We start from the raw sequence: 25,721 nt of genomic DNA on the forward strand, positions 1-25,721 counted from the left end.
GTAGTGTCAAGATATACGTAAGGCTTTCACAACCTTATATCTCGATACATCTTTCTTTTTTTTAAAACTGCTTATATAATCTGTTGGAGAGCTGAAAAAAAGCACCAGTCTTTTTTCTGAACCAATTGAACCTAAAACCATATAAAGAGGTGCTAAAATGAAAAAAAGAGAATTCGTGATTCAGGATTTATTAAGCAAGATCTATCAGGAACAATTCAAAGACGGGAAATTACCGAATCAGCGTACGATGGCCGAAACTTATCAAGTTTCAAGATACACGATACAAGAGGCCATCAAAACATTAGAAGAAATTGGAATCGTTCAGACGATTCAAGGATCAGGTATGTATGTGAAAAAGCAGTTTCAGATGAATCCATTGATCTTTAACACATTAACTAGAACGCCCTACGAAAGAATTACTTCACGTGTCATTTCACTCCAAAAGAAAAAATCCACTCCTGAAGAGGAGCAGATTTTTCAACTAACGGATTCTGAAGAAATTTGGACATTTGAACGGGTTAGAATTGTTGATTACAAAATCGAACAAATCGAGCGCTCTAAAATGCCGGCTTCAATGTTCCCTGATTTGACGGAAGAGATTATTGAACAGTCGATTCAAGAATATGTCTTAAGCAAAAAATTTGCTATTTCCCATTACATTACCAGTTACAGTCCAGTGACTCTCTCCAAAAACCAATCTGAGTTACTGATGTGCAAACGCAATACCCCAGCTATGAAAATCGAGAACAGGTGCCTGCTGAACGATGGAAAAGTTTATGAGTACAGCGAGCTCACCGCAATCGATTATACGTGTACTTATATTACGCCATTTGATAAAAAAGGGCATCAAGCTCGTAGAACAAACATCTGATTTACGGTGTGAACAATGTCCCATCAGGTATACGGCTTTGAGTCCATTCATGCGGACGGTAAACGACGGGGAATGACTCTGCTAGTTCCTCGTCAAATCCAACACCAATTCCTGGACGATCAATTGGATAGAAATACCCTTTAACCGGTTCTGGAGCATCTTTAAATAAAGCTTTTGTGTTTTCTTTTAATTCAATATTTTCTTGGATTGCTGCATTGTGTAAATGAATATTCAAGTGTGTATTCACTGCCAGTCCAATAGGAGAAATGTCAGATGGTGTGTGCCAAGCCACTCTAATTCCATATGCATCACATAAATGTGCAAGTTTAAGCGCTGGTGTGATCCCACCGATTTGCGAGATATGAACTCTCAAGTAATCCAACTGATGATTTTGAATAATGGATTTCCATTCCATTGGATTATTAAACAATTCACCAATTGCGATTGGTGTAGCTGTCTGACTTCTTACCTGACTTAACCAATCTGTCTGGTCGGGAGGTAAAATGTCTTCCAAGAAATAAAGGTTATACGGTTCAGATTTCTTAGCGAATTGAACAGCTTGGTTTGGGTGTAATCTTTCATGGACATCATGTAGCATTTGGAACGAATGTCCATACTTTTCATAAACTTCTTCGAACATCTTAAGGGTTGTATCCATATAGTCTTGCTGGTCAAAGTAACTACCTTCGATGGCTTGATCTGGTGCTTGAATACTTTCTGCTGTTCCGCCATAAAATCCTAATTGACACCGAATATAACGGTAGCCTTCTGACATATACTGGTCGATTTGTTCTGTTAAATCTTCCATTGTATCTGCCACTGCGTGTGTATATGCCGGAATTGCTGTTCTAGAGCGTCCTCCAAGTAATTGGTAAAGAGGCATATCAGCCAGTTTTCCTTTAATATCCCAAAGTGCCATATCCACTCCAGAGATTGCATTATTTAAAACGGGTCCATTGCGCCAGTATGCATTCACATACATCAACTGCCAGATATCTTCAATTTCATTGGCATCTTTTCCTACTAGTAGAGGTTTCAAATAGTCGTCCACGATTGATTGAACGGCTTTTGGTCTAAATTGGAAAGTTGCGCATCCAAAACCAGAAACACCTTTGTCAGTTTCAACTTTTACAATAACGAGATTGTGTCTGTCCGGTCTAATACCGTAACTTTTGATATCGGTAATAATAGTGGGTTTCAAATCACTACTTCCTCTCCTGCTAATCTTTGATCTACTAGTATTAGAACACGAAGGATAGAACGCTGTCAATTTGGACTGATAAACAGCCCATTACACCATTAATACCATTCCAATTGAAGCTCTGCTTCTTTAAAAACCTTAACGTATCAACGTTTTTAAAGAAATCTATTCAGTTTAGGACTGGTTTACGGATGGTTTTTTATTTGTTATGATTCTAACTGTAAACGGACACATCCAATAGGGAAAGGAAGAGGTATATGAAACATCATGATGTTGCGAAACGCATCATTGAAAATGTAGGGGGAAAAGAAAATATCCAAAACGTCTGGCACTGTATGACGAGATTGAGGTTCAAACTAAAGAACTACGATATCGTAGACCATGACGCCTTACTAAAAGAACAAGCCGTTGTTGGTACAAATCATAAAAACGAGCAGCTGCAAGTTGTCATCGGAACAAATGTAACCGAGTACTACGAGACGGTCGCATCACTTTTAGGAATGGATACAGAAGAATCCTCAGCTGGTGCTGATTCAAATGAGCCTACAGAACGCAAAGGATTGATTTCTACTTTTATGGATATCGTTTCAGGCGTATTTGGACCAATCGTTCCTGCTATTGCTGGTGCCGGTATGATTATGGGATTGATGTCAGGGTTGAGTGCGCTCAATATTATCAGCAATGAATCTCACACTTATATTGTTATTGATATGATTTCAAAAGGTGTCTTCACCTTCTTACCATTCTTTGTAGCAGCATCTGCTGCAAGAATTTTCAAAACGAATCAATACTTGGCAATTGCTATAGCAGCAAGTTTACAAGTACCGGCTATGACGAACGCTGTAGCTGAAGGTGTTATTGATCAGTTCAACTTGTTTGGATTTTTGCCTGTTCCAGTCTTTAGTTACGCAGGAACGGTTATTCCAATCATTATTGCAATCTGGGCGTTGAGTCATATCCACCGATTCATTGATAAGATCCTTCCAGAAGTTCTCAGAACGGTCTTTACACCGACTTTATCTCTATTTGTAGCAGGTATATTAACACTTGTCGTTATCGGTCCAGCAGGTATTTATTTAGGGAACTGGCTAGCAGCTGGTGTTGAATGGCTGTTTGGTGTTTCTCCAATCTTAGCAGGAATCGTCGTTGGTGGTATTCGACCAATTGCAGTCTTTACAGGTTTACATCATGCAATGACGCCTATCGCACTTCAAAACTTCGCCAACCAAGGATACGACATGCTTATGCCAATGATGTTCATGGCGAACATGTCTATCACCGGAGCAACTGCTGCGATGTACGTGAAACTAAATACCAAAGAAGAAAAAAGTATTGCACTGTCAGCAGTCGTTTCTGGATTCTTGGGAATTACAGAACCAGCATTGTTCGGTATTCTAACTAAAAATGCTAAAGCCTTTATTGCAGCTACGATAGGTAGTTCTATTGCTTCTGCTTTCATCAGCTTCTTCGGAGTGAGAATCTACGGTTATATTTTATCCAGTGTATTCAGCTTACCAGCTTACGTTGGAGAATATTTTATCTTTATCATTATCGGTATGATCATCGCACTGTCCGTTTCGTTTGCGATCACTTATATGCTCGTACCCAAAACAACTGAAACATCTAAATAATCGATTCACAAATATGCGTCCTTTTTAATTGAGAGTAAAAAGGGCGTATATTTTTTATCGTAAAAAAAGCTTAGCTACCCACATTGTTGGGACAGCTAAGCTTTTTCTATGTTAACAATGGTCATTTAAATATGTTGTTAAAGCCTCTTTTGTAGGTAAGCCCTCATTATCTCCAGCATGTTGAACTTGCAGAGAACCGATTGCATTCGCATGCTTTGCAGCTTCTTTCCAGCTCAAGCCTTCTAGATAAGCATGAAGAATGCCTACTGCGAAACCATCTCCAGCTCCAACTGTATCAATAACTTCTTTCACTTTAAATCCTGGTACATTGACTGTTTCGTGTCCTTTTTCAGAGACGAAAGCGCCTTGGCTTCCACTCTTAGTAATCACAACTTTAGCACCTTTTTCATGGTAGAAACGTGCAATATCTTCAATTTCTGAAGACCCCATCAATGTTTCTCCTTCAGAAATACCGGGTAGAACAACATCTGCGTACGTTGCGAGAGTGTTCAAAACTTCTAGCATTTCATCTGTTGACGCCCAGAGTGCAGGTCTTAAATTTGGATCAAATGTGATAAAAGTGCCTGCTTCTCTTGCTTTAATCATCAAGTGCTCGGTCACTTCTCTGACAGATGCACTCAATGCCGGCGGAATACCGGTTACATGAAGTACTTTGATTTGGTCGAAATCAATCTGATCTATGTCCTCAACTGACAAGGTAGAAAAGGCACTCCCTTTTCTATAGTAAGCTGTGTCAGGATCATCATCTTTGACTTTATTTTTCAACATTAACCCTGTTTGATGGTCTTCATCAAATGTGACATAATCGGTGCCGATTTTTTCTTTTTCAAGTGCTTCGTAGATATACTCACCAATTGGATCTTTGCCCAGTTTTGAAATATATTGGACTGTGTGTCCCAATCTTGAAAGACCGATTCCTACATTGATCTCTGCACCAGCAACTGATTTGTTAAAAGAAGTGGCTTCTTTCAATGACCCGTATTCTGTTGCAGAAAACAACCCCATCGGTTCTCCTAGTAATAGTACGTCTGTCATTCAGTCCACCACCTTATTTGATTTCATTATATTTGTCTACGAACTTCTTAGACATTTCAGTAACACTTGTATAGCCATCGCTTGCAAGGTTTTGTGTTAGTGCACTACCAATACCTACTGCCCAAGCACCATTCGCAGCCCATTCATGCATATTATCTAGACTAACGCCGCCTGAAGGCATCATTTCTACTTGAGGAATCGGTCCATGAACATTTTTAATAAACGCGGGTCCTAAGATTCCTCCTGGGAAGACTTTGACGACTTCAACACCAGTTGCCATAGCACTTGTGATCTCCGTTACAGACGCGCATCCCGGTAAGTAAGGTACGGCATAAGTATTACAAACTTTAGAGATTTCAGGGACGAAATTAGGACTAACAATGAATTCCGCACCAGCAATAATAGCGATACGCGCTGTAATGTCATCCATAACGGTTCCTGCTCCAACAACCATATCTGTTCCTTCATATTTTTTCGAAAGGTCTCTGATAGATTCGTCCGCCTGAGGTGTCGTAAACGTTACTTCGATATTCTTGATGCCACCTTCATATACAGCCTCAGAAATTTCTGTTGCTTCAGTAGCAGCGTTCCCTCTAATTACGGCAAATAAGTAATTCTCTTTCAGTTTTGACAAAATAGCTTGTTTCTTAGTCATGATTGCCTCCTAATAGTTAGCGTTTTCTTAATATCTAGTATACCTTACTCGGTATACTGACTCAATAGAGATTGGTCTCTTAAAGGAACAAAAAACCAATCCAATTCTTCTTGCTTTATAATTTCAAAAAAAGTAGCCCTAGACATCGCTAGCACTACTTTCCATAATTATTAGGAGCTTCTTGGTTTAAAATAAGCTTTAGCATTGAAATAACAGATATTCTGAATGAGCTTTTTCAATAAGCTTTCTTCTTCAGGAAACTTACCTAGCTCTACTTGTTCACCCACATAGTTACATAAAATCCTTCTAAAATATTCATGTCTTGTGTACGAGATAAAACTTCTAGAATCAGTGATCATCCCAACGAAATGCATAAGCATACCATGATCCGATAAAGTTTCTAATTGTCTAAGAATCCCTTTTTCTGTATCGTTGAACCACCAGCCCGATCCAAACTGTACCTTACTCTTTATTTCTTGCTCATTGGACTGAAAATTAGCAGCTGTACTAGCTACAATTGCATTATATTCTGGATTCAAGTTATAAAGAACCATCTTAGGTAAAGCCTCTTTTTTATTCATGGCATCTAATAAAGCATTCAAGTTCTCGGCGAGATAAGGCTGGTCGGCAATGGAATCCGCTCCAGCATCTGGGCCATATTCAGTAAACAACTGACTATGCGCATTGCGAATTGCCCCAAAATGAATTTGCATGACCCAATCTCTTTTTGCATACATCTGAGCTAAATCAATAAGAAGTCTAGTGGTCCATTGATTACACTCAATCGCTGTTAGCGTTTGTCCCTCTAATACTTTTTGATAGATATGCTCAATTTCTTCAGAAGTTGTTTCGTTATAGATTAATTCATTCAATCCATGATCTGACAGGACTGATCCATGTTTGTCGAAGTGCTCTACTCTAGTTTCGAGCATTTCAATAAATAATTTATAGGAGTAAGCTTTCTGTCCACAAATTTCTTCTAATTTTTTCACTGTGCTCTTTTTCAGCAGGAAAAATTCATCTGGTCTAAATGCAGGAACTACAGTGATATCAAATGAATCATCCTCAGCAATCTGTTCATGAAACTCAAGTGAATCCAAAGGTGAATCTGTTGTTCCGATAAACTCTACATTAGATTCTTGAATAAATTTACGTGCTGTCAAAGACTCACGTTCGATTTTTTTATTGATTTTTTCATAAACTTGTTCCGCGTTGTCACTATTAAGTAACTCTTCAATGCCAAAATACTTTTTCAGTTCCAGTTGCGTCCAGTGAAACAAAGGATTGCCAATCGCATTCTCTGCCGTATTTGCCCAAGCTAGAAACTTTTCTTTTGGACTAGCTGATCCGGTCACTTTTTCTTCAGAAACACCATTTGCACGCATCGCTCTCCATTTGTAGTGATCACCTGAAAGCCATAACTCAGTGATATTTTCGAATGCATGGTCTTTTGCAATTTCTTCTGGCGACAAGTGACAGTGGTAATCAAATATAGGCAAATCTCTAGCGTAGTCATGAAATAAGTGCTTAGCTGTTTTATTATTCAACATAAAATCTGCGTGTATGAAATTCATTCTAGATGCTTCCTTCCTGATCTACTTTTTACACTATTAAAGTATATTAAACACCTGAATAAGCGTTGAATCCTCCATCAATTGGCAGAACTACACCATTTACGAAACTTGAAGCCGTCTCATCAGTAAGGTAGAGCACGCCTCCTAACAGTTCTTCAGCTTCTCCAAATCGCCCCATAGGTGTATTTGATAAAATTTTATTTGCTCTAGCTGTAGGTGTTCCATCTTCATTAAATAAAAGCCCACGGTTCTGATTGCTTACTAAAAATCCTGGTGCAATAGCATTCACTCTAATATTTACATGAGAAAAATGTACGGCTAGCCACTCTGTGAAATTAGAAATAGCTGCCTTAGCACCTGAATAAGCAGGAATCTTCGTTAACGGTGTGAATCCATTCATACTTGAAACATTCAAAATACTAGCGCCTTTTTTTCCAATCATGTCTTTAGCAAATACTTGTGTAGGTAAAAGTGTACCTAGGAAGTTCAAATTAAATACAAAAGATATCCCTTCTTCATCTAAATCAAAAAAGGTTTTGACATCTTCTAAACCAGTTTCTTCATGGAATTCATTATCTGTTGTAGCTTTAGGACTGTTTCCACCCGCTCCGTTGATAAGGATATCCGCCGTTCCCAAATCTTTTTCAATTTGATTTCGAGCATCTGTAATACTTTGTTTTTTTAATACATTACACTCGTAGGCAAAGGCTATTCCACCTGATGCTTTGATTTCATCTGCATTTCTTTTAGCAGCTTCTCTATTTAAATCCAATAAAGCTACTTTGGCACCTGCATCTGCGTAGGCTTTAGCAAACTGAGAAATCAAAACGCCCCCAGCACCTGTCAATACTACTATCTTATCTTTAAAATCGTGCTTTATCATTTTGTTTACGCCCCTTTTTATCGATTCTGATCTAAAATTTTCACATTTGCTTCGTATAATCCATTTAGATAAGTCGCACCTAGTGCACGGTCATAAAGTCCATACCCTGGTTTTCCTTCTTCTCCCCAGATCATTCTGCCATGGTCTGGACGGATCGACTCTTCAAAGCCATGTTCTACCAAAGCTTTAACAACTTCAAACATATCTATTGATCCTTTTTCGGACAGATGAGCTGACTCTTGGAATGACTTACCTCCGGTTAATTTCACGTTTCTAGCGTGTACAAAGTTGACTCGGTTTTTCTCTAACATGTCTCTTAAAATTTCTACGGCATTATTTTTAGGATCAGAGGCAAATGAACCGACACATAACGTTACGCCATTATATTTGCTATCGTACATTTTAATGAAACGGTTCAATGCTTCTTTTCCTGTAATGATTCTGGGTAATCCAAATATACTGTATGGAGGATCATCTGGATGAATGGCCATTTTTACGTTAGCTACTTCTGCTACGGGTATAATTTCTTGAATAAAGTACTCTAAATGACTCCATAATTGTTCTTCATCTACTTCTTTGTATTCATCCATCAGTTGATTGATGCCTTCTTCTGTATAACTTTCATCCCATCCTGGAAGTGAAAGTTTTCTAGGATCCATCTTATTGACTTCTTCTTCTTCAAAAATCAAGGCTGTAGAACCATCTTCAAGAGGATAGGCTAAATTGGAACGTGTCCAGTCAAATACAGGCATAAAGTTATAGCATACTACCGGAATACCCGCTTTTCCTAGATTACGAATGGTCTCTTTATAGTTATCGATATATTGATCTCTAGTTGGTTTCCCAAGTTTAATGTCTTCATGAACTGGAACACTTTCAATCACAGATAACTCTAGACCTGCAGATTCAATTGTCTGTTTTAAAGATTCAATTTTCTCAAGCGGCCACACTTCTCCAACTGGGATATCATAAATTGCAGAAACGATTCCTTTCATATTGGGTATTTGGCGTATATACTCCAAAGATATGGCATCTTCTGTTCCATACCATCTAAAACTCATCTTCATACTTTTTTCCTCCTATTATGGTTATTATTATTACAATCCGTTAAATCTAACATTAGCTTTTAATCAATAAAAGGTGTGATGTTCATGACCGCATTGTTTAGCCGGTTATTCCATCACACCTCTTATCACTAGCGCATATTACTGATACGCACTCTTATTCTGATGCAACTATTTCATTCCAAAATAATCTGTACTTGTCCAGCGATCTTTCAAGCTGTGTGCAATCATTTTAGGCTTTCTTTCTCTTGTAAAGACACCTTTTTTATTTCCATCAATTCTTCTAATAAATGGTAGTGTTTCAAAGTCTGCAAAGTTCCAGATGTGCTCTCCTATAAAGTAAGGTAGCTGATCAATCACTTCAAACTGCGCTTTAAAGAAGTTGACTTGATATTCTTCTGTATAAGGAATGTCATGAATACTTCTCAATCCTTGAATCGTATCTACTCCAAATTCTGTAAACATGATTGGTTTATCAGGATACTTTTCACGCCATTTTTCTATTTCTTCTTTTAAGTGAACTTTGGCAGCATCCAGATCTCCATGATCAATATACCACCCGTAGTAACGATTCAAGCAAATAACATCCACCAGGTCTGCTAGAAGATCTGTATCCGGAGTTGCATTAACAATATTTGGAATAATGACAGGTCGGTCATTCCAATCCAATTCTCTAGCAAGATTGATTAATGGCTCAAAGTATTCTCTAGCGCCATCCTGATGTGCAGCAGGTTCATTTCCTACAGCCCACATAACCACACACGCATGGTTTTTATCTCTTTCAATCAATTCTTGTATCACTTTTTTGTGATTATCAAACGATTTTACGATTTCCCAAGTATTACCAGCAGCACCTTGGTTTTTAGTTACATCTGGATTAAATCTGGAGAACAACCCTACTCCAGGAACTTCATCGATTACAACAATACCCGCTCTATCGGCCATTCTCATAAATTCTTCAGCATATGGATAGTGAGCAGTACGAAGTGAATTTGCTCCCATCCATTTCATTAAGTTGAAATCATAGTTATAAGCCGCTTCATTCATTCCTTTACCAAGTACTGGGAAGTCTTCATGTTTACCAAAGCCTTGGAAGTAAAATGGTTTACCATTGATCAAAAATTGGTCATTCTCAACTTTGAATGTACGGATTCCAAACTCTTCCGTGTACGTATCAATTGTTTTTCCTTGTTCATCTTTTACTTTGACTTTCAATTTGTATAAATAAGCATCCAATGGTGCCCAAAAACGTGTATTTTCCAAAGTCATCTGACCACTAGTCGTTTGAAGTAAAAGCGCATCTTCTTCATCAAATAATTCCAGTTCCAGTTCTTTGTAGTCACCGGTTATTGAAACTTCTGGTTCGATTATTGTGGATTTACCTTCCACGTTATATTTCACAATAATATCTTCTATATAAGTTTGCGGTGTAGAATATAACTTGACCGGGCGATGAATTCCGCTGTAGTTGAAGAAGTCGAATAAAGGAAGTACTTTTTCTTCTTTTTCATTTTTTATGTGAACCGCATTCGGTAATGTTGAAGAATCCAGAATACTGGAAACACAAACTTTAAGGTCATTGTTTTCTTGCATTAAGGCTTTATCTAATTCAATCTCAAAAGGCGTAAACCCTCCAATATGCTCTACAATAAGTTTTCCATTGAAATAGACTTTTGCAGTATGGGATACTGAACCAAAACGTAAGACTAAGCGCTGATCTTCAAGAGTCTGAGGAATCAATAGATTTTTTTCGTACCAAATGTCCCCAGCATAATCTCTTAACTTTGATTCTGTAATCTGGTCATTGAATGATGCCGGAACAGCCATCGTGATACTATTTGGTAATTTCTTATTTGGATCCACTACTTGCCCTTTTTCAGGAAGTAGGAAATCCCAAGTTCCTGAAAGATCGATCAATGTTCTGGTTGTTGTTTGAATTGGAAATAGCATGCAATTCCTCCATTAATTTTTATTTGTTGTTTTCTAAATTAGCTTCTAATGCGTAAGCTTCATTATCAATACGTTTAAACCACGGGTACCATAAGATTGGAGATAATACTGCATGAATCACAATCTGCATAACAATAATTGTCCAGTGTCCACCAACAGAAGCGTGGAATCCTAATGGTAAGCCGAAAATCGCTTGTGCTCCAATTACTCTTTCTACAAGACCAATGTTCGTTACAAAATAAGCAAGTAATAATGCAATACTGTTATTTGTAATAAATGGAATCGCCATTTTGAAGTTCAATACTAATGGTGTACCAAAAATAACTGGTTCTGTAATTCCGAAAGCAGCTGGGACTATTGCTAATCTACCCATCTCTTTGTATCGCTTACTTTTAGCAAAGTTCATCAGTAATGCTAGTCCAAATACTGAACCACTCCAGCAAATGATATTTACAAAAGAAGCTGTTACGATATGTGGTAACGGCTGACCTGCTTGGAACGCTTCCAAGTTTTGTAAATTCAAGGACAACCAAAGCGGTGTTACGACTGGTGCAATAATATTTGTTCCGTGCATTCCCAGGAACCAAAGTAATTGTTGGAATGCAATGATTGCTGCTACTGCCCAGATCGAACTACCAACACTTTGAAGTGGTGTCTGGATAAATTGGAAAATCATTTGATGAAATGTTTCTAACCCAGTCAAACTGAATGCCCATGCAATCATTCCAGCAATTGTTCCAAGTAAAAATGTAGGAATTAAAGCTTCGAAAGTTTGGGATACCATCGGCGGTACACCTTCAGGCATTTTAATCGTCCAGTTTTTTTCTTTAACAAACGTGTACCCTCTTCCGACGAAAAGTCCTACGATAATTGCTGTAAACATTCCAGATGTCCCAATCCAAGTTACTGGGAGGGCTCTAACAGATGATTCTTCGAGTACGATGTCGCCTAGTGGTGTAAGAATCAGAAAGAACATCAATCCCATAATACCGGCTGCCACACCATCTTCTTTAAGTAATTTTTTAACCAGATTCCGTGTGATTAAAAAAACTAGGTAAAGAGATATCGAACCAATTGTAAAGGTATTGATGGTTGCAAAAATTGGTGTTAAGCCTACGTTGGCAAAAAATTCTGCTACACTAGCAATTGGAAAAGCTTGGAAAATGATAATGATTGAACCAAATATCATCAACCCTAAAATGGACATCATTGACTCAGAAACAGCTTGTAAATAGATATTTCTTGATATTTTCTCTGTTAAACCTCTAGTTTTATCTAAAAATCCTTCTGATCTTTCTTTCATGTTTTCTCTTCTCCTTAGAAATCGATTATTGGTTTCCTTCGATTAATTTCAATGCCGTATTCAGAACTTTTTCACCATTCATCATTCCATAATCCATCATGTCGATTGTTGCTATCGGAAGATCATATTTCGCTTTCAAATCTTTTTCTGCATGGGCCATTTGTGGTCCTAACATAATAACATCGATACTATCCGCAAATGTATCAATACTACTTTCAGCAGTAGCTTCAATCACTACATCTACACCTTTTTCACTGGCTACCTTTTTCATTCTTTCCACTAACATACTTGTTGAATATCCACCTGAACACGCTAATAATATACTTTTAGTCATTTTATTTTCCCACTCTCTCTTTTTTGTCTGCTATCATTTCTACTGCTAAATCAACCACCGTCATCGCATTCATCAAGTGATCTTGTGCATGAACCATCAATAAGTTAATCTCTATTTTTTCTCCTCTAGTTTCAGCTTGAATCAATTTTGTTTGCACCTTATGTGCTATCCCCATTGCTTCTTTTGCTTCCGCTATTTGTTCATCTGCTAATTCAAAATCCTGTTCTCTACTACTTCTCACTGCCATCAATGCTTTCGACCTTGCATTTCCGCCGTGAACAATGATTTGCATGATTTCCTGCTCGTTATTCATTACTGATCCTCCGTTATCATTTCATCTATGATTGTTATAAATTCTCCAAATGACTGAATCTGGGTAATTCTTGCGATCCATTTTTCGTCATCCATTAACACTGCTAGAAAACGACTGATTTCTTTATGCAAGAATAAGTGTCCTTTTTTTAAATTAATTAAAAATATGATTCGAACTTCTCTTTGCTGCCATTTGATAGGTTCTTTTAGAATTGTTACACCCACTACATTATGACCTGCGCCTAAACTAATAGGATGTGGACCTGCGACTCCTTTATCATATATTGTCGAGAATCGTTGCTCTCTTTCCATGACCAGCTCTGTAAAATCTTTAGAAGCAATTTTATTCTGAACCATTTTATCTGATTGTTCTCGAATCATATCTAGATATTGTCCATTTTTTTGGATGTTGAGATACTCCTTAGAAAACAAATCTCTTAATCCGACAACTCTTGAATTCATCTTTCTAGCGGAAATTTGTTGTGTTGTTAAATCTTTTATATGCTTGATTTCCATATCATCAAGAAAATTCTTTATCTGAATAATTGGAACACCTTGGAATTCTTTTTCCATCGGAATGGTCGATAAAAATAGGTCTGGTAAGTCTTCCTTAAAAGCTGCTATATTTTTATTTGAAACAGTCATAATCAAAGCACTTGAAAATAATTTTTCCAGCTTAAGTCTAATTAGATGTGCACTACCGCCACCGGTTGAACAAATGACAACGATTCGCTTAACTTTATCGAGAAGATTTTGCTTTTCTCCTTCAAAATGAGCTGCCAAGTGAAGAGCAATATAACCGATTTCATCACGAGTCAGCGTGTAACCATACTTTTCTTCAATCAATTCACCAAATCTAAATGAAACAACTAGCACGTTTGTGTACTTCAATTTCATTTCATCTACTAATGGATTTTCTAATTGCAGATTATAATATAGTCTTTCCAGCAAAGGATATATATGAAGTGAAAGTCCCAAAATGAGTTCTGGATCATTAGAAAAATTGGTTAAAAACTCTTCATCCAATGCATTTAAAATCTCTTTCAGATCTTTAAATAATCGATCTTGACTTCTAACTTTGATTTCCTTTGTCTTGGATTTAGCACTAAGATGAGCCGCTAAAAAGTCGACTTCTGCTTTTGGTAATTTCAAGCCAAACTCTCTCTCAATCCAATCTGCTAGTTCAAAAGCTGTTTCTTCAAAAATCTCATCTACTTGTTTAATTTTGATTTGTTCTTCTTTGATATAATTGTTCTGCATAGCTCTAAACAAAATGATCTTCAAATGAGTACATAAATTCTCAAAAATGACTTCACTTACTGAAATTTGTTTTCGATCAATCAAATTTCTCAAAAATTCACTTAATTTTCCTGTTTCACAATTTTTTAAAAAGTTTTTGTACTGAGCAGTAGGCTCTAAGTAAATCGTTGAGTGCAAGACATATCTGGAAAAAGCTTTTCTTGTATTTAATTCTTTTCCCTTTATTTTCAGACCATAGTGTGGTCTTTTAATTAGTTCCAACTGGTATTCTGCTAATTTTTTCTTTGCAAATACCAAATCTTTCGTAATTGTGGAACGGCTTACAAGTATACGTTCAGCTAGTTCCTCTAGTGTGATATATCCATCTGCTTGAAGAATATGAAACAAAATCGCCTCTAAACGTTGATCAGAATTTAGTACGTCAATTTCGCTACTTAGTTCATCTTGATACTGTGTAAATTGTTTTTCATCTTGTACCGAAAGGGTATACCCCTTTCCTTTTCTCAGCTCAATGATAAATCCATTTTTTTCACTGGTAATTATTGTATCTTTGATTAGTTTTCTGATTGTACTTTCAGAATAACTGAGATTTTTTGCTATATCGGCTAAACTAATTGGTTCCTTGCAGTTCAATAAGAGATCAACTAGTATTTTTTCTCTCATTATTTATTTCACCTCTTCTTGGAGCCGGTTTTGCTTGCTCATAGATATCTATAAACCAAGTATATAAAACGCTCTCATTTTTTAAAAGTTTATAATTGAACAGTTTAAATTGTAAAAAAAACATCAATACGTATTACTGTAAAAAAATGCCTTTAACTATTCGATCGTTTTGCTGATCTAATAGGTTAAAGGCATTTTTTCATTTAGACATGCGCATTACTTTATACACTACTAGAAGATTTGCGTTTCAGATAATAAAGCAGTTTTTGAAGATCATTGATTTGTTCTTGGAGGCTTTCTCCAATTGTCGTATCCTTGATGAGTTTTCTTTCAAGTTTACCGTCAATAATATGCTTTAGACTCGTTTCGTCTTTTTGTTTTTCAAATAGTGCCTGAACCGATTCAAATGGCTGATGTGTTACAATCTGAAATCCATAAGAATTATTGATTAAGGAATATCCTGCAATACCTGTTGATTCCTGATAAGCCGCACTCATCCCTCCATCAATTACAACAAGTCTTCCGTTTGCTTTGACAGGTAACTCTCCTTTTTTAGCTTTGACAGGTGTATGTCCATTAATCACTTTTGCATCCGCTGAATCAAGATCAAATGTATTTAAAATGTTTGTCATGACCTTTTCATTATCTCGAAGTTTGAAATATGGGTTACGGTTTTCCTGTGCAACCGAGTCATCATCGATGTAGTATCTTTCAAAAGTGGTCATACGGTCCCTTCCATACAAAGGCGATTTTTTCCCTGTCCACGAATACCAAAGAAGATCTGTAGCGTAATCTTCTGTTTCGGATCTGGATGAAGCAGCTGTTCGAATATATTCTTCAAACTTATCGAGCATGTCTTTCCCTTTCAAAGACACCCCTTCAAAAGTAAATGAGTCTAACTCTCCTGACTCTGTCAAAGGAATACAGCCATGGTAAAGTAACTGTCCATTATAGACTAAATACATACTGCCTTTTTTTAGAAGAAATTTCATGTATCTCACTAATTTTTCGGACTGTTGAAAACTTTCCAGTAGCGTTTGAACAATATGTTCTTCTTCCAGGTTCAATTGATAAGGATCATCTTCTTGAATTTGGTTTACTGGAAAATGATTCAAAGTATACTCTTTACCGTCAAGTGTGATGGCTTCTTTATCAAAATCAATCTTGTCTAATAACAATCGATCATTCATATCAAAATCCGGTCTTCGTTTGATGATTTGTCCTTCAAGTTTGAATTGAATGATAGCAAGTGCTTGATGTACTTTAGTCAACAGTTCTTCGCTTTCTTCTTGGAACGTATTGGTCGGTTCGACGACTTTTGGCTTGAAGTTTTCGTGAATCCCATACTGTTCTTCCGCAAAGAGGAAAAGCGGTCTAAGATTCAGCCCGTAAGTCTTTTCTAATTCGAATAAATAACCGTATCTTGCAGCAATTCGAAGCATTGTGATTAAGTTCGCCTTAGACCCGTACATCGCGCCCATCCAGAGAATATCGTGGTTCCCCCACTGGATATCAATAGAATGATGGGTCATTAGTCTCTCCATAACAACTTTTTCTCCGCTTGCTCGGTCAAAGATGTCTCCGACAAGATGCAAATGATCGATGACCAGTCTTTGAATTACTTGGCAAAGCTTGGTCATAAAGGTTTCTGCTTGTCCTAAGCTGATCAGTCTATAAAGGATATTATTGTAGTAAAGGTCTTTTTCATTTTGGGATAAATCCGTGTAAAGTAATTCTTCAATTACATAACTGTATTCTTCCGGTAAAGCTTTTCTAAGTTTGGAGCGCGTATATTTGACCGCACAGAACTGCATGAAGTCGATCAAGTCTCTGATCATCTGCATGTACCAATCTTTATCTTTTTGCTGCGCGTGTTCGCTATTTTTCAAAGCTTCTTCAGGATAACTGATAAATAAGTTAAACCAGTCCATTTTTTCTACGGTCCAGTCTTCATTAAAAAAGCTCCCGATTTTCTCTCTTAAGTTTCCGGCGCCTGTTTTTAAAATGTGATTAAAAGCTTGATCTGCGCCATGGACATCAGACAAATAGAGCTCCGTTCCTTTAGGTAAGTTCTGTATCGCTTCCAGATTGATCAGTTCAGTATAAATGGCTTCTGGGTGTTCGAATTTTTCATTTAATAATTCTAAGTACTTGTTTTCTCTCATATCATACCAGCCTTTTTTATAGATTCATTTAGTCTGGTTCATTATAACACTTCAAAAAAAGAAGTTTCCAATCGACCGATTTTTACGCCGAGATGAAACTCCTTTTTCTAAATCGATTAATCTATTGGTTCTTTGGATAATCCATCAGAAATTTGTATAGCGTTGAGGTTAAACACCAGAATAAGCATTAAACCCACCGTCAATAGGTAAAACGACGCCATTAACGAAACTTGCTGCTTTTTCATCCGTTAAGTAAAGTACGCCCCCGATGAGTTCTTCTGCTTCCCCAAATCTTCCCATAGGTGTGTTAGTTAAAATTTTGTTTGCGCGCGCAGTTGGTTCTCCCAAATCATCGAAAAGCAAAGATCGATTTTGATTACTTACAAGAAAGCCAGGCGCAATCGCGTTGACTCGGATGCCAACGTGTGCGAAATGAACCGCAAGCCATTCTGTGAAATTTGAAATGGCTGCTTTCGCTCCCGAGTAAGCCGGGATTTTCGTTAATGGTGTAAAACCATTCATACTCGAAATATTTAATATACTTGCATGTTCTTTTTCTAACATATCTTTTGCGAATACCTGTGTTGGAAGTAAAGTACCCAGAAAATTCAGATTGAATACAAAAGAAATTCCATCTTCGTCCAAGTCAAAAAATGTTTTGACTCCTTCAAGACCCTCTGTTTCGTGAAACTCATTTTCTGTTGTTGCTCGTGGGTTGTTTCCACCCGCGCCATTGATGAGAATATCTGCTTTTCCTAGATCTTGTTCGATGGCTTTTCGCGCAACTTCAATCGATTCTTTCTTCAATACATTACATTCATAAGCGAATGCTTTCCCACCCATACTGTTGATTTCGTCTGCATTCACCTGAGCAGCTTCTTTATTTAAATCCAGTAGCGCCACTTTTGCTCCAGCAGCAGCATAAGCTTTAGCGAATTGAGAGACTAGCACGCCTCCCGCACCTGTTAAAACAACGATTTTGTCTGTGAAATCATGTTTGTTTTGGCTCATGACGTTTGTCCTCCTTTGACTTTCACGCAAGCTTCGTACAGTCCATTCAAGTAAGTCGCACCCAGTGCCCGATCAAATAATCCATATCCTGGCTTGCCTTCTTCTCCCCAAATCATTCTTCCGTGATCGGGACGAAGCGGACCGGCATAGTCGTGTTCAACTAAGGCTTTCATCACTTCATACATATCAATAGAGCCTTTTGAAGAAAGGTGGGCTGATTCTTGGAAAGACTTACCACCGACTAATTTTACATTTCTCGTATGCATAAAGTTAACGCGGTCTTTATCCAGCATCGTTTTTAGAATATCCACTGCATCATTTTTAGGGTCAGAAGCAAATGAACCGACACATAAAGTCACGCCGTTACTTGGACTATCATATAAGTCTACAAATCTATTTAAAGCCTCTTTATCTGTAATGATTCTAGGCAATCCAAAGATACTGTAAGGAGGATCATCTGGATGGATGGCCATTTTCACATTTGCTTTTTCAGCAACCGGTATAATCTCTTTAATAAAGTAAGCTAAATTTTCCCATAACTGATTCTCATCTACTTTTTTATAGTCATCCAATAATTGATTAAGTTCTTCTTTTGTATAACTTTCATCCCAGCCAGGAAGAGATAATTCGCGTGGATCCATTTTATTGACTTCTGCCTCATCGAATATTAAAGCTTTTGAGCCATCTTCTAATTCAAACGCTAAATCAGAGCGTGTCCAGTCAAATACAGGCATAAAATTATAACAAATAACCGGAATATTAGCTTTTCCTAGATTTCGAATCGTTTGTTTGTAGTTTTCAATATATTGATCTCTAGTTGATTTTCCTAGCTTGATGTCTTCATGAACAGGAACACTTTCAATAACGGAAAGTTCCAGACCGGCTGCTTGAACCGTCTCTTTTAGATCTTGTATTTTTCCTGGTGACCATACTTCTCCTACAGGTACATCGTAAATGGCAGATACGATCCCTTTCATGTTCGGTATTTGTCTAATGTAATCTAGTGAGATTGGGTCTTCCTTGCCGTACCAGCGAAATGTCATTTCCATCATACTTGTCCTCCTGATTTTCTAAAATAATTTATGGCATTGTTGTAACAGATATTTTCAATCATTTGTTTTAATAAGTTTTCATCTTTAGGGTACTTGCCTTCTTCTACTTGTTTTCCAATAAAGTCGCACAAAATCCTTCTAAAGTAATCATGGCGCGGATAAGATAAGAAACTACGGGAATCCGTCAGCATACCTACAAAATTCATCAGTAGACCATGATCTGCCAGTGCCTCCATCTGTTTCAACATACCCGCTTCCGTATCATTGAACCACCAGCCAGCACCAAATTGCACTTTACTCTTGATGCCTTCGTCATTAGTCTGGAAATTACTGGCTGCGCTCGCTACAATATGATTTTGAGTCGGGTTCAAATTATACAAAATCACTTTAGGCAGTGAATCTGTATAGGCCATCTCGTCGAGTAATTGATTCAGCGCTTTAGCTTCTCCAACTGAATCCATGATTGAATCAAATCCCGTATCCGGACCTAAACGATCATACCAGTAACGATTCGCATTACGCAGAGCCCCAAAGTGAATCTGCATCGCCCAACCTTTTTCGTGATAAAGATGCGCTAAGTCAATTAAAATTCTAGTCAGATACTGATCTTTTTCAAGTTCTGTAATAGCTTCTTGCTTAACGGCTTTTTGAAAAATTGTTTCTATCTCTGCTTCACTTGCTTCTTCAAAGATCATTTTATCGAGCGCATGGTCTGAAGCTAAGGTGCCTCTTTTATCAAAATAGTCTACACGTTCACTTAATTGTTCCATTAGTTGATTGTACGTTGCTGGCTTCTCTCCAAAAATAACTTCCATTCGTTCCAAGAACCCACTGAATCTTTCGTCCTGAATATGAAAAGCTTCATCAGGTCGGAAAGAAGGGGCAACTGTTACTGAAAATGCAGTATCTTGCTCGATCTGGTCATGGTATTTCAGAGAATCTGTTGGACTATCCGTTGTGCCTACAAAGGTCACATTCGAATTTTGGATCAATTTCTGAGTAGTTAATTTTTCTTCTCGAATCACTTGATTCATCTTGTCATAGATTTCTTTCCAGTTCTGGCTGTTCAAGGTTTCTTCTATTCCAAAGTAGGTTTTTAATTCAAGATGCGTCCAGTGATAAAGAGGGTTTCCGATGGTTGCTTCAGTCGTTTCCGCCCAAGCTTTGAATTTCTCTTCTGGGGAAGCATTGCCTGTGATTTTTTCTTCCGGTATGCCATTAGCGCGCATGGCTCTCCATTTATAGTGGTCGCCAGCCAGCCAGATTTCTGTGATTGTTTCAAACTCATGATTGTGAGCTATTAGTTGTGGACTCAAATGACAATGATAGTCAAAAATCGGCATAGATTCAGCATAATCATGATAGAGATGTTTTCCTGTTTCATTCAGCAGCATAAAGTCTTTATCTATAAATGACATCTAATCAGTCCTTCTATCTTATTGGTTTGGAATCCTTAAGGTTTCTAAATGTTTTCCAATATGTTCAGTCAGTGTTCGTCTATATTCTTCTTCACGTTCTTTCATTTTCTCAAAGAAGATGTTCTTGAATAGTGGCTGTCCTTCATTCGTTTCTGCTGTCAGTAATACGCCGTAAGTCACATGTAGAACTTGTCTGGCATTACGGTCGTTCAAATATTCTGGAAGTTCTGCATCATTCACTTTATCTAATCCAGGAATGCCTGACAGATCTGGCGTAATATGATAATATTTCTGAGCTTCTGGGAAATGTTCAAAAGCATAGCTGTGCATTTTTCGGTACAGTTCAGGTTCAGTTTGCGCCAGTACCCGCATAGCTTCCAACCAGTTCGTTCCTGCTGTTTTCAAATGGAACAGTCCTTCAGTATGGTTACCGATAATTGGGAATACAGAGAATTTATCACTACCTGAATGAATACTGATTTTATAGTCTAATGTCTTGGCAATTTCAGCGTGTTGTTTGAAGTCCGCTTCAAATTGATCCAGCTCTCCCATGTAGTCAACACCCTTTTGAAATTCTCCTATAAACCTTGGTGCCAAGCTATTCACTTTCACGCCTCGCTCTGCCAGTTCATTGGCTACGAAGAAATGCGAAGCTGGGCTCGTTACTGTCTCTGTCTCATCGATCGATAATTCAAAATCAATTTCCTGATTTGCTTTCTGTACATATTCATCGAAAACAAACACTGTGAAATCCAAGGCTTTTTTATACAATAGTACATTGAACATCAAGGCTTCTTTTGAAAAAGAGAGGTCAAAGCTATGGATATGGAACGTTTGATCTAAATAACGTTTTTCGTATCCTGTACGCTCATCTTCTGGAAGTTCATCGTAATGTGCTTGAACTTCTTCTTTTGTATAATTGGCTACTGCATTTTCAATGTGATCGGAACAGTCCAGCGTCAGCATCGTCATACCCGCATCCAGTGCACGCTTGATATCGGCTTCTTCTTTCAGATGATCCCCATCTGCACCAAATCCATCTTGATAATCTTCTTGAAATACTGCGTAACTTGCTGCATCTACGATATCATCAATCGTTCGGTCCATCAGTGTCAGTTCTCGTATACTTTGTTGTGCAAGAATCGGCTTCGCTTTTTTGTCTCTGATTGCTGAGATATGTCCTGGAGAAGCTAATCCCAGGCGATCCCCTAATCCAATTGTGGTTACTTTGTTGCCAAAGGCTTTCGGTACTGTCCAGTCGAAGTACTTGTTCAGAACTAAACGGTTTTGGTAGTTTGTCGGACACAGTTTGATCTGTTCTGAAATCATTTCGCCTTCAAGCTGGTCCAATACAGATTGCTTTCCTGACACCAGTAGTTTTTTCTCTAACCCCTCTTTTACCATTGCCCATTCACTGTCTTCTAATTGTTTAAACGAGCGTTCGTAAAGTGTATATGCTGGTTTCGTATTCAAAAGTTCTCTGAGCGTTCCTTCTTTGATCTTCATCTTTTACCTCCAATGTTTTATTTGATGTTTCCTATATTATCTGTAATTTTTTCAAACAAACCATATTGTTCAAAAGCATTGTCTTGAGGTTCATATTGAATCGTTTCACGCGCTTCCTGAATATCTAGTCGTTTATAGGTATTATCTGAAACACCGTTCACTAGTAAAAATGGTTTTTTCAAGGAAGCATTCAGACATCGATCTACTAGATGACACATATCTCTAGGCGATAGATACTTGATCAAATTTTCTAGCGTTTCACTTTCCCCTTCTATACCATCAAAACCACCGATCCTTATTCCAATAAATGTCTTTTGATGCTTAAAGGCAAAATGACTCGCCAGCACTTCCGCATAGACTTTGGATACACCATATAAATCTGCCGGTCTTGGGATCATATCTACGTTAACTTGTGTGTCTAGAGGATACCCTCCGACCGCATGAATGGAACTCGCGAAAATGACTCGCTCAACGCTCTTTGTTTCTACTGCTTCTTTGAAAAGATTGAATGTCACTTTAAAGTTTGCATCCAACAGAGAATCATAAAAGTCTGCATCCGGCCTTGGATCTCCAGCTAAATGCACAACATAGTCGATGTCTTTCAATAAATCTTTTGTTTGTTTTGGATCAGAAAGATTACACTCAACCTTTTTCACCTTATTGCTTAGGTCTTTGTCTAATTCAGATAAATCTTTATCCACAACGACCAAGTGATAGGTATCAGCTAAATGTGGGGTTAGTACTTTTCCGATTTGTCCTGTTGCACCCGTAAGCATTAAAGTCTGTTTCTGAACTTGCTCACTCACAACTCTTCACCCTCTCTTTTAGTCTTTGCCTTCATAAACAAAATAATCAAAGTCCGCTGAACATCCTTGGAATTGATTCATATCCTGACAAGATAAGGTAATAAAGTTTCCGGTGTAGCCTCCTGACAGGAAGGAAATGTCTTTATCGGAACTGAATGCTTGTGGCTCGGAATCATCTGCTGTTTGATAATAAAATTGTGCACGTACCTGATCCACTTCAACTCTGAGTTTTACCGATTCGTTTTCTGGTAACTCCACAATGTCTTCCAGCAATTGAAAACTTCCTTCAACTGATTGCATCATCCGCAAGACTTTTCCGGAGTGTTCGTCATAAGTCACATAAGCATACAAGTATGTCTCCGCACTTAAGTAGAGCGCCATGCCCGCCATTTGCATATAATGTTTTGGTTCAAAATCCATACTTGTCTCCGCTGTGAATTCGAAATTTTCCTGTCTTTTTCCGATCATATGCTGATCAAACAAACTTTGAAGAGATTCTCCAGATTTCATATGCAATTTCCCTGAATGAACCTTCTGTGATAACCAAGATTCATCAGCTGGAATTCGAAGTGTGTTCCATTCTTTATTCAATTTTTCGGAATCAAAGACGTCTTTGAATAGTCTAGAAGTACTCTGCTCAACTTCTCCAGTATATTTTTCTGGAACAGGTACTTGAACAGCTGGAAGTTTTCCTCCGTGTTCTAAACGCAACCAGTCCGAATTATCCCAGTAAACTTTTTGTATAGACGTTTCTCTTCCTAAAATAGGATATTTCCCGTCAATTAGTCTTGTTGCCAGATGAACCATATACCACTCATCTTCTTTTGTTTTGATCAGACTGCCATGTCCTGACTGCTGAAGTGGCCAGTCTGGATGGTCACTCGATGTCATCATCGGGAAATGCGGATCCACTTCATAAGGTCCTTCGATGTTTTTTGATCGAGCTACTGTAACCGAATGATTGATACCTGTCCCTCCTTCGGCCGTTATCAGATAGTAATAGGCTCCTAATTTGTAGATATGAGGTGCTTCTGTTTTCTTTAGATGGGTACAGTCAAATATTTTCTTAAAATCTCCTGTCAGGTGTTTTTTCACAGGATCATATTCTTGCAAAACAATACCACTTGATTTGTTGGAAGTTGTCATTCGGTAATCCCACAAAGCATTGAGTATCCACTTGCGTCCGTCTTCATCATGATAAAGTGAAGGATCAAAACCAGATCCGTTCAAATAAATCGGCTCACTCCAAGGTCCATTGATGTCCGTTGCTGTAATCAAATAATTTCGACAATCTTTGAACGGTCGGTTCGTACTTTTAACATCCGTATAAACAAGGTAAAACGTACCTTCTGAGAAACTGATTTGTGGTGCCCAAATACTACAATTCAATGGATTTCCTCTCAGATCGCACTGATTTGTCAAAATATCTGTTTCATGTGTCCAGTTCACTAAATCTTCTGAACAATAGACACGAACGCCTGGTAGCCATTCGAAAGACGAGACAGCTATGTAGTACTTACCATTCGCTTCTGTGACACTAGGATCCGGGTTGAATCCTTTTAGGATTGGATTTTGTATGGTCTGTTTCATGCTAACCTCCACTAAGATTGTGTTACGCTCTCTGGTTCATTTGATAAGTGTTTTCTGATAAAAGATAAAAGCGCTGAAGTAAATAAGAGAAAAGCGAACATAAAACCCAGTCCTTGTGTTCCAATTAGGAGGCATATTCCAGAGACAGCGTAAAAAGAACCGGCCAATTTAGGCTTTTTATTTTTGATGATTAGTACCGTAGCTGCCGCAAGGCTTGCTGCCATCAAGAACAAAAAAATCCCCATCCAGTTTGAAAACTGCGTCATCAATTCATACGCTTCATCGACTCCACTAAAACGCTCAACATCTGGTAATAATGGAAATAACGTCTGTTCAAAAACATCTCTATCTGTGGAGAGCATCGTTGCTGAAAATCCTCCAAATATAATGATTGAAAGGACTCCACCAATCATCCCGATAATCGCTTCCGCTTTTCTCCTCATCTTCAAATCCCTTTCTCTTCTACTCTTTTATAAAATGTATGATCGAATAGATCCGACAGTTTTAGTACATGATCCACCGATTCCGACGCTGTATACCAACTGTCTTTCTTCTTTATCTTTGTTTGATTCTGGATTGTTCCGTATTCTTCAAATCTAGCCGTTTCTCTATTTTCTGGTTTTCCCCAGTCATGCCACCTGTCTATGTGGATGTGACCAGACATATAGCATTGCTGGAAGCGGACGTGAGCATGCGGTCGCCACGGACGTCCTAGATAAACTTGGGAACTACCCGCTTCTGCAATAAGAAAGCACTCATTGAATACAAAACCAAAGGCTTGCTTCTCTGGTGTGGATGCAGCTGTAATATAGCTCTCTTTGCCTGAATCTCTGTTCTTACTTTTAATCACGCATCGATCAAAATAGGCTGTTGCCCCTCCAAAGATGAAATCAACGGTGCCTTCAATTTCACACTGAGAAAAGACTTGTCTATACTGTTCATAGGCAATTCTTTTCCCTTGAAAGGCAGAACCATCTTTTCTAGCACTGGGAAGATGCGGACAAAACAAAGTGTCTTGATGAGCTTTTAACTGACAATTTTTGAAGGTACTTGTGTCACAATTTGCATACAGGGCAAGTGCTTGGCCTACGACTTCACCTTGCCCTGCTGTGTTTTCTAGCGTAAGATTTTCCAGATGGATATCTGTTCCTTCGAGATGCACTGTGGCCGTTTCAAAAGTCCCGATTTCCATTCCACTTGAATCTTTTTGCCTTGCATAAGCATTGTATTTGATTACGACATGTCCAATTCCGATCAATCTGATTTTTGAAAGAGTCATAGTGACTCGCTCTTCATATACTCCGTCAAGAATATACATCGTAGTCCAGCTATCCGTTTTTGGTAATTTTTCTAGGTATTCAACGGCTGACTGGATTGTTTGAAAGTCACAGAAATCTTGCTTTCCTATTATCACTC

At 38.0% G+C, this 25,721-nt stretch carries 21 protein-coding genes and 1 pseudogene; 2 read left to right on the forward strand and 20 right to left on the reverse strand.

Going from position 1 to position 25,721, the window contains the following annotated elements; translation table 11 throughout:
• The first annotated feature begins 157 nt into the window (after positions 1-157).
• Positions 158-871, forward strand: coding sequence for a GntR family transcriptional regulator (locus tag VXN63_RS05335; protein WP_327756954.1), 714 nt, complete (start codon positions 158-160; stop codon positions 869-871).
• A gap of 1 nt (position 872) precedes the next feature.
• Here the strand turns inward: VXN63_RS05335 and VXN63_RS05340 are convergent, their stop codons facing one another.
• Positions 873-2,072 carry an enolase C-terminal domain-like protein gene (locus VXN63_RS05340; protein WP_327756956.1) on the reverse strand — a complete coding sequence of 400 codons (1,200 nt, stop codon included), beginning with the start codon at positions 2,070-2,072 and terminating at the stop codon, positions 873-875.
• Positions 2,073-2,329: 257 nt separating this feature from the next.
• Here VXN63_RS05340 and VXN63_RS05345 point away from each other — a divergent pair.
• A pseudogene (locus VXN63_RS05345) lies at positions 2,330-3,679 on the forward strand (PTS transporter subunit EIIC); the annotation flags it as partial.
• A 135-nt stretch (positions 3,680-3,814) separates the two neighbouring features.
• Here VXN63_RS05345 and VXN63_RS05350 read toward each other — a convergent pair.
• The 19 genes from VXN63_RS05350 to VXN63_RS05440 form a co-directional block, all read right to left on the reverse strand.
• On the reverse strand, positions 3,815-4,759 hold the full coding sequence (locus tag VXN63_RS05350) for a sugar kinase (protein WP_327756957.1): 945 nt from the start codon (positions 4,757-4,759) through the stop codon (positions 3,815-3,817).
• Between the two features lie 13 nt (positions 4,760-4,772).
• Complete coding sequence (locus tag VXN63_RS05355; protein WP_327756959.1) at positions 4,773-5,414, reverse strand: bifunctional 2-keto-4-hydroxyglutarate aldolase/2-keto-3-deoxy-6-phosphogluconate aldolase; 642 nt, start codon at positions 5,412-5,414, stop codon at positions 4,773-4,775.
• 170 nt (positions 5,415-5,584) lie between these two features.
• Positions 5,585-6,988, reverse strand: a complete 1,404-nt coding sequence (gene uxaC, locus VXN63_RS05360; RefSeq protein WP_327756960.1) for a glucuronate isomerase — start codon at positions 6,986-6,988, stop codon at positions 5,585-5,587.
• Between the two features lie 46 nt (positions 6,989-7,034).
• Positions 7,035-7,871, reverse strand: coding sequence for an SDR family oxidoreductase (locus tag VXN63_RS05365; protein ID WP_327756961.1), 837 nt, complete (start codon positions 7,869-7,871; stop codon positions 7,035-7,037).
• Between the two features lie 17 nt (positions 7,872-7,888).
• A complete protein-coding gene (gene uxuA, locus VXN63_RS05370; RefSeq protein WP_327756962.1) occupies positions 7,889-8,938 on the reverse strand; it encodes a mannonate dehydratase in 1,050 nt (349 codons plus the stop codon).
• A 168-nt stretch (positions 8,939-9,106) separates the two neighbouring features.
• Entirely contained in the window at positions 9,107-10,885 is a 1,779-nt protein-coding gene (uidA, locus tag VXN63_RS05375; RefSeq protein WP_327756963.1) for a beta-glucuronidase, read from the reverse strand.
• A gap of 19 nt (positions 10,886-10,904) precedes the next feature.
• Positions 10,905-12,188 (reverse strand): PTS sugar transporter subunit IIC, encoded by a 1,284-nt coding sequence (locus VXN63_RS05380; RefSeq protein ID WP_327756964.1) that lies wholly within the window; start codon positions 12,186-12,188, stop codon positions 10,905-10,907.
• Positions 12,189-12,213: 25 nt separating this feature from the next.
• Positions 12,214-12,522 carry a PTS sugar transporter subunit IIB gene (locus VXN63_RS05385; RefSeq protein ID WP_327756965.1) on the reverse strand — a complete coding sequence of 103 codons (309 nt, stop codon included), beginning with the start codon at positions 12,520-12,522 and terminating at the stop codon, positions 12,214-12,216.
• A gap of 1 nt (position 12,523) precedes the next feature.
• Positions 12,524-12,835 carry a PTS lactose/cellobiose transporter subunit IIA gene (locus tag VXN63_RS05390; protein ID WP_327756966.1) on the reverse strand — a complete coding sequence of 104 codons (312 nt, stop codon included), beginning with the start codon at positions 12,833-12,835 and terminating at the stop codon, positions 12,524-12,526.
• The gene (locus VXN63_RS05395; RefSeq protein ID WP_327756967.1) at positions 12,835-14,757 is read right to left on the reverse strand and encodes a BglG family transcription antiterminator; all 1,923 of its coding nucleotides are present in this window, start codon (positions 14,755-14,757) and stop codon (positions 12,835-12,837) included. Before VXN63_RS05395 ends, VXN63_RS05390 begins: the two co-directional genes overlap by 1 nt.
• A 221-nt stretch (positions 14,758-14,978) precedes the next feature.
• Positions 14,979-16,922 carry a fructose-1,6-bisphosphatase gene (locus VXN63_RS05400; protein WP_327756969.1) on the reverse strand — a complete coding sequence of 648 codons (1,944 nt, stop codon included), beginning with the start codon at positions 16,920-16,922 and terminating at the stop codon, positions 14,979-14,981.
• Between the two features lie 168 nt (positions 16,923-17,090).
• Positions 17,091-17,933: an SDR family oxidoreductase gene (locus tag VXN63_RS05405; RefSeq protein ID WP_327756970.1), complete on the reverse strand. Its 843-nt coding sequence runs from the start codon at positions 17,931-17,933 to the stop codon at positions 17,091-17,093.
• On the reverse strand, positions 17,930-18,982 hold the full coding sequence (gene uxuA, locus VXN63_RS05410) for a mannonate dehydratase (RefSeq protein WP_327756971.1): 1,053 nt from the start codon (positions 18,980-18,982) through the stop codon (positions 17,930-17,932). Before uxuA (VXN63_RS05410) ends, VXN63_RS05405 begins: the two co-directional genes overlap by 4 nt.
• Positions 18,982-20,403: a glucuronate isomerase gene (gene uxaC / locus VXN63_RS05415; protein ID WP_327756972.1), complete on the reverse strand. Its 1,422-nt coding sequence runs from the start codon at positions 20,401-20,403 to the stop codon at positions 18,982-18,984. Before uxaC (VXN63_RS05415) ends, uxuA (VXN63_RS05410) begins: the two co-directional genes overlap by 1 nt.
• An 18-nt stretch (positions 20,404-20,421) precedes the next feature.
• Positions 20,422-21,909: a tagaturonate epimerase family protein gene (locus tag VXN63_RS05420; protein WP_327756973.1), complete on the reverse strand. Its 1,488-nt coding sequence runs from the start codon at positions 21,907-21,909 to the stop codon at positions 20,422-20,424.
• Positions 21,910-21,926: 17 nt separating this feature from the next.
• Positions 21,927-22,715 (reverse strand): NAD-dependent epimerase/dehydratase family protein, encoded by a 789-nt coding sequence (locus VXN63_RS05425; protein ID WP_327756974.1) that lies wholly within the window; start codon positions 22,713-22,715, stop codon positions 21,927-21,929.
• A gap of 18 nt (positions 22,716-22,733) precedes the next feature.
• A complete protein-coding gene (locus VXN63_RS05430; protein WP_327756975.1) occupies positions 22,734-24,305 on the reverse strand; it encodes a glycoside hydrolase family 43 protein in 1,572 nt (523 codons plus the stop codon).
• An 11-nt stretch (positions 24,306-24,316) separates the two neighbouring features.
• Positions 24,317-24,748, reverse strand: coding sequence for a DUF4064 domain-containing protein (locus VXN63_RS05435; RefSeq protein WP_327756976.1), 432 nt, complete (start codon positions 24,746-24,748; stop codon positions 24,317-24,319).
• A gap of 2 nt (positions 24,749-24,750) precedes the next feature.
• Complete coding sequence (locus tag VXN63_RS05440; protein WP_327756977.1) at positions 24,751-25,719, reverse strand: pectinesterase family protein; 969 nt, start codon at positions 25,717-25,719, stop codon at positions 24,751-24,753.
• Positions 25,720-25,721: the final 2 nt, after the last annotated feature.

Source organism: Marinilactibacillus sp. XAAS-LB27, from assembly GCF_036039175.1.
GTDB lineage: Bacteria > Bacillota > Bacilli > Lactobacillales > Carnobacteriaceae_A > Marinilactibacillus.

Excerpts from the sequence above, each read along its gene's own strand:
- VXN63_RS05400 (WP_327756969.1), bottom strand. The coding sequence starts at position 16,922 with ATGAGAGAAAACAAGTACTTAGAATTATTAAATGAAAAATTCGAACAC.
- VXN63_RS05405 (WP_327756970.1), bottom strand. The coding sequence starts at position 17,933 with ATGAGCCAAAACAAACATGATTTCACAGACAAAATCGTTGTTTTAACA.
- VXN63_RS05335 (WP_327756954.1), top strand. The coding sequence starts at position 158 with ATGAAAAAAAGAGAATTCGTGATTCAGGATTTATTAAGCAAGATCTAT.
- uxuA (WP_327756962.1), bottom strand. The coding sequence starts at position 8,938 with ATGAAGATGAGTTTTAGATGGTATGGAACAGAAGATGCCATATCTTTG.
- VXN63_RS05380 (WP_327756964.1), bottom strand. The coding sequence starts at position 12,188 with ATGAAAGAAAGATCAGAAGGATTTTTAGATAAAACTAGAGGTTTAACA.
- VXN63_RS05435 (WP_327756976.1), bottom strand. The coding sequence starts at position 24,748 with ATGAGGAGAAAAGCGGAAGCGATTATCGGGATGATTGGTGGAGTCCTT.
- VXN63_RS05390 (WP_327756966.1), bottom strand. The coding sequence starts at position 12,835 with ATGAATAACGAGCAGGAAATCATGCAAATCATTGTTCACGGCGGAAAT.
- VXN63_RS05430 (WP_327756975.1), bottom strand. The coding sequence starts at position 24,305 with ATGAAACAGACCATACAAAATCCAATCCTAAAAGGATTCAACCCGGAT.
- uxuA (WP_327756971.1), bottom strand. The coding sequence starts at position 18,982 with ATGGAAATGACATTTCGCTGGTACGGCAAGGAAGACCCAATCTCACTA.
- VXN63_RS05365 (WP_327756961.1), bottom strand. The coding sequence starts at position 7,871 with ATGATAAAGCACGATTTTAAAGATAAGATAGTAGTATTGACAGGTGCT.
- VXN63_RS05395 (WP_327756967.1), bottom strand. The coding sequence starts at position 14,757 with ATGAGAGAAAAAATACTAGTTGATCTCTTATTGAACTGCAAGGAACCA.
- VXN63_RS05420 (WP_327756973.1), bottom strand. The coding sequence starts at position 21,909 with ATGAAGATCAAAGAAGGAACGCTCAGAGAACTTTTGAATACGAAACCA.
- uxaC (WP_327756960.1), bottom strand. The coding sequence starts at position 6,988 with ATGAATTTCATACACGCAGATTTTATGTTGAATAATAAAACAGCTAAG.
- VXN63_RS05350 (WP_327756957.1), bottom strand. The coding sequence starts at position 4,759 with ATGACAGACGTACTATTACTAGGAGAACCGATGGGGTTGTTTTCTGCA.
- VXN63_RS05385 (WP_327756965.1), bottom strand. The coding sequence starts at position 12,522 with ATGACTAAAAGTATATTATTAGCGTGTTCAGGTGGATATTCAACAAGT.
- uxaC (WP_327756972.1), bottom strand. The coding sequence starts at position 20,403 with ATGTCATTTATAGATAAAGACTTTATGCTGCTGAATGAAACAGGAAAA.
- uidA (WP_327756963.1), bottom strand. The coding sequence starts at position 10,885 with ATGCTATTTCCAATTCAAACAACAACCAGAACATTGATCGATCTTTCA.
- VXN63_RS05355 (WP_327756959.1), bottom strand. The coding sequence starts at position 5,414 with ATGACTAAGAAACAAGCTATTTTGTCAAAACTGAAAGAGAATTACTTA.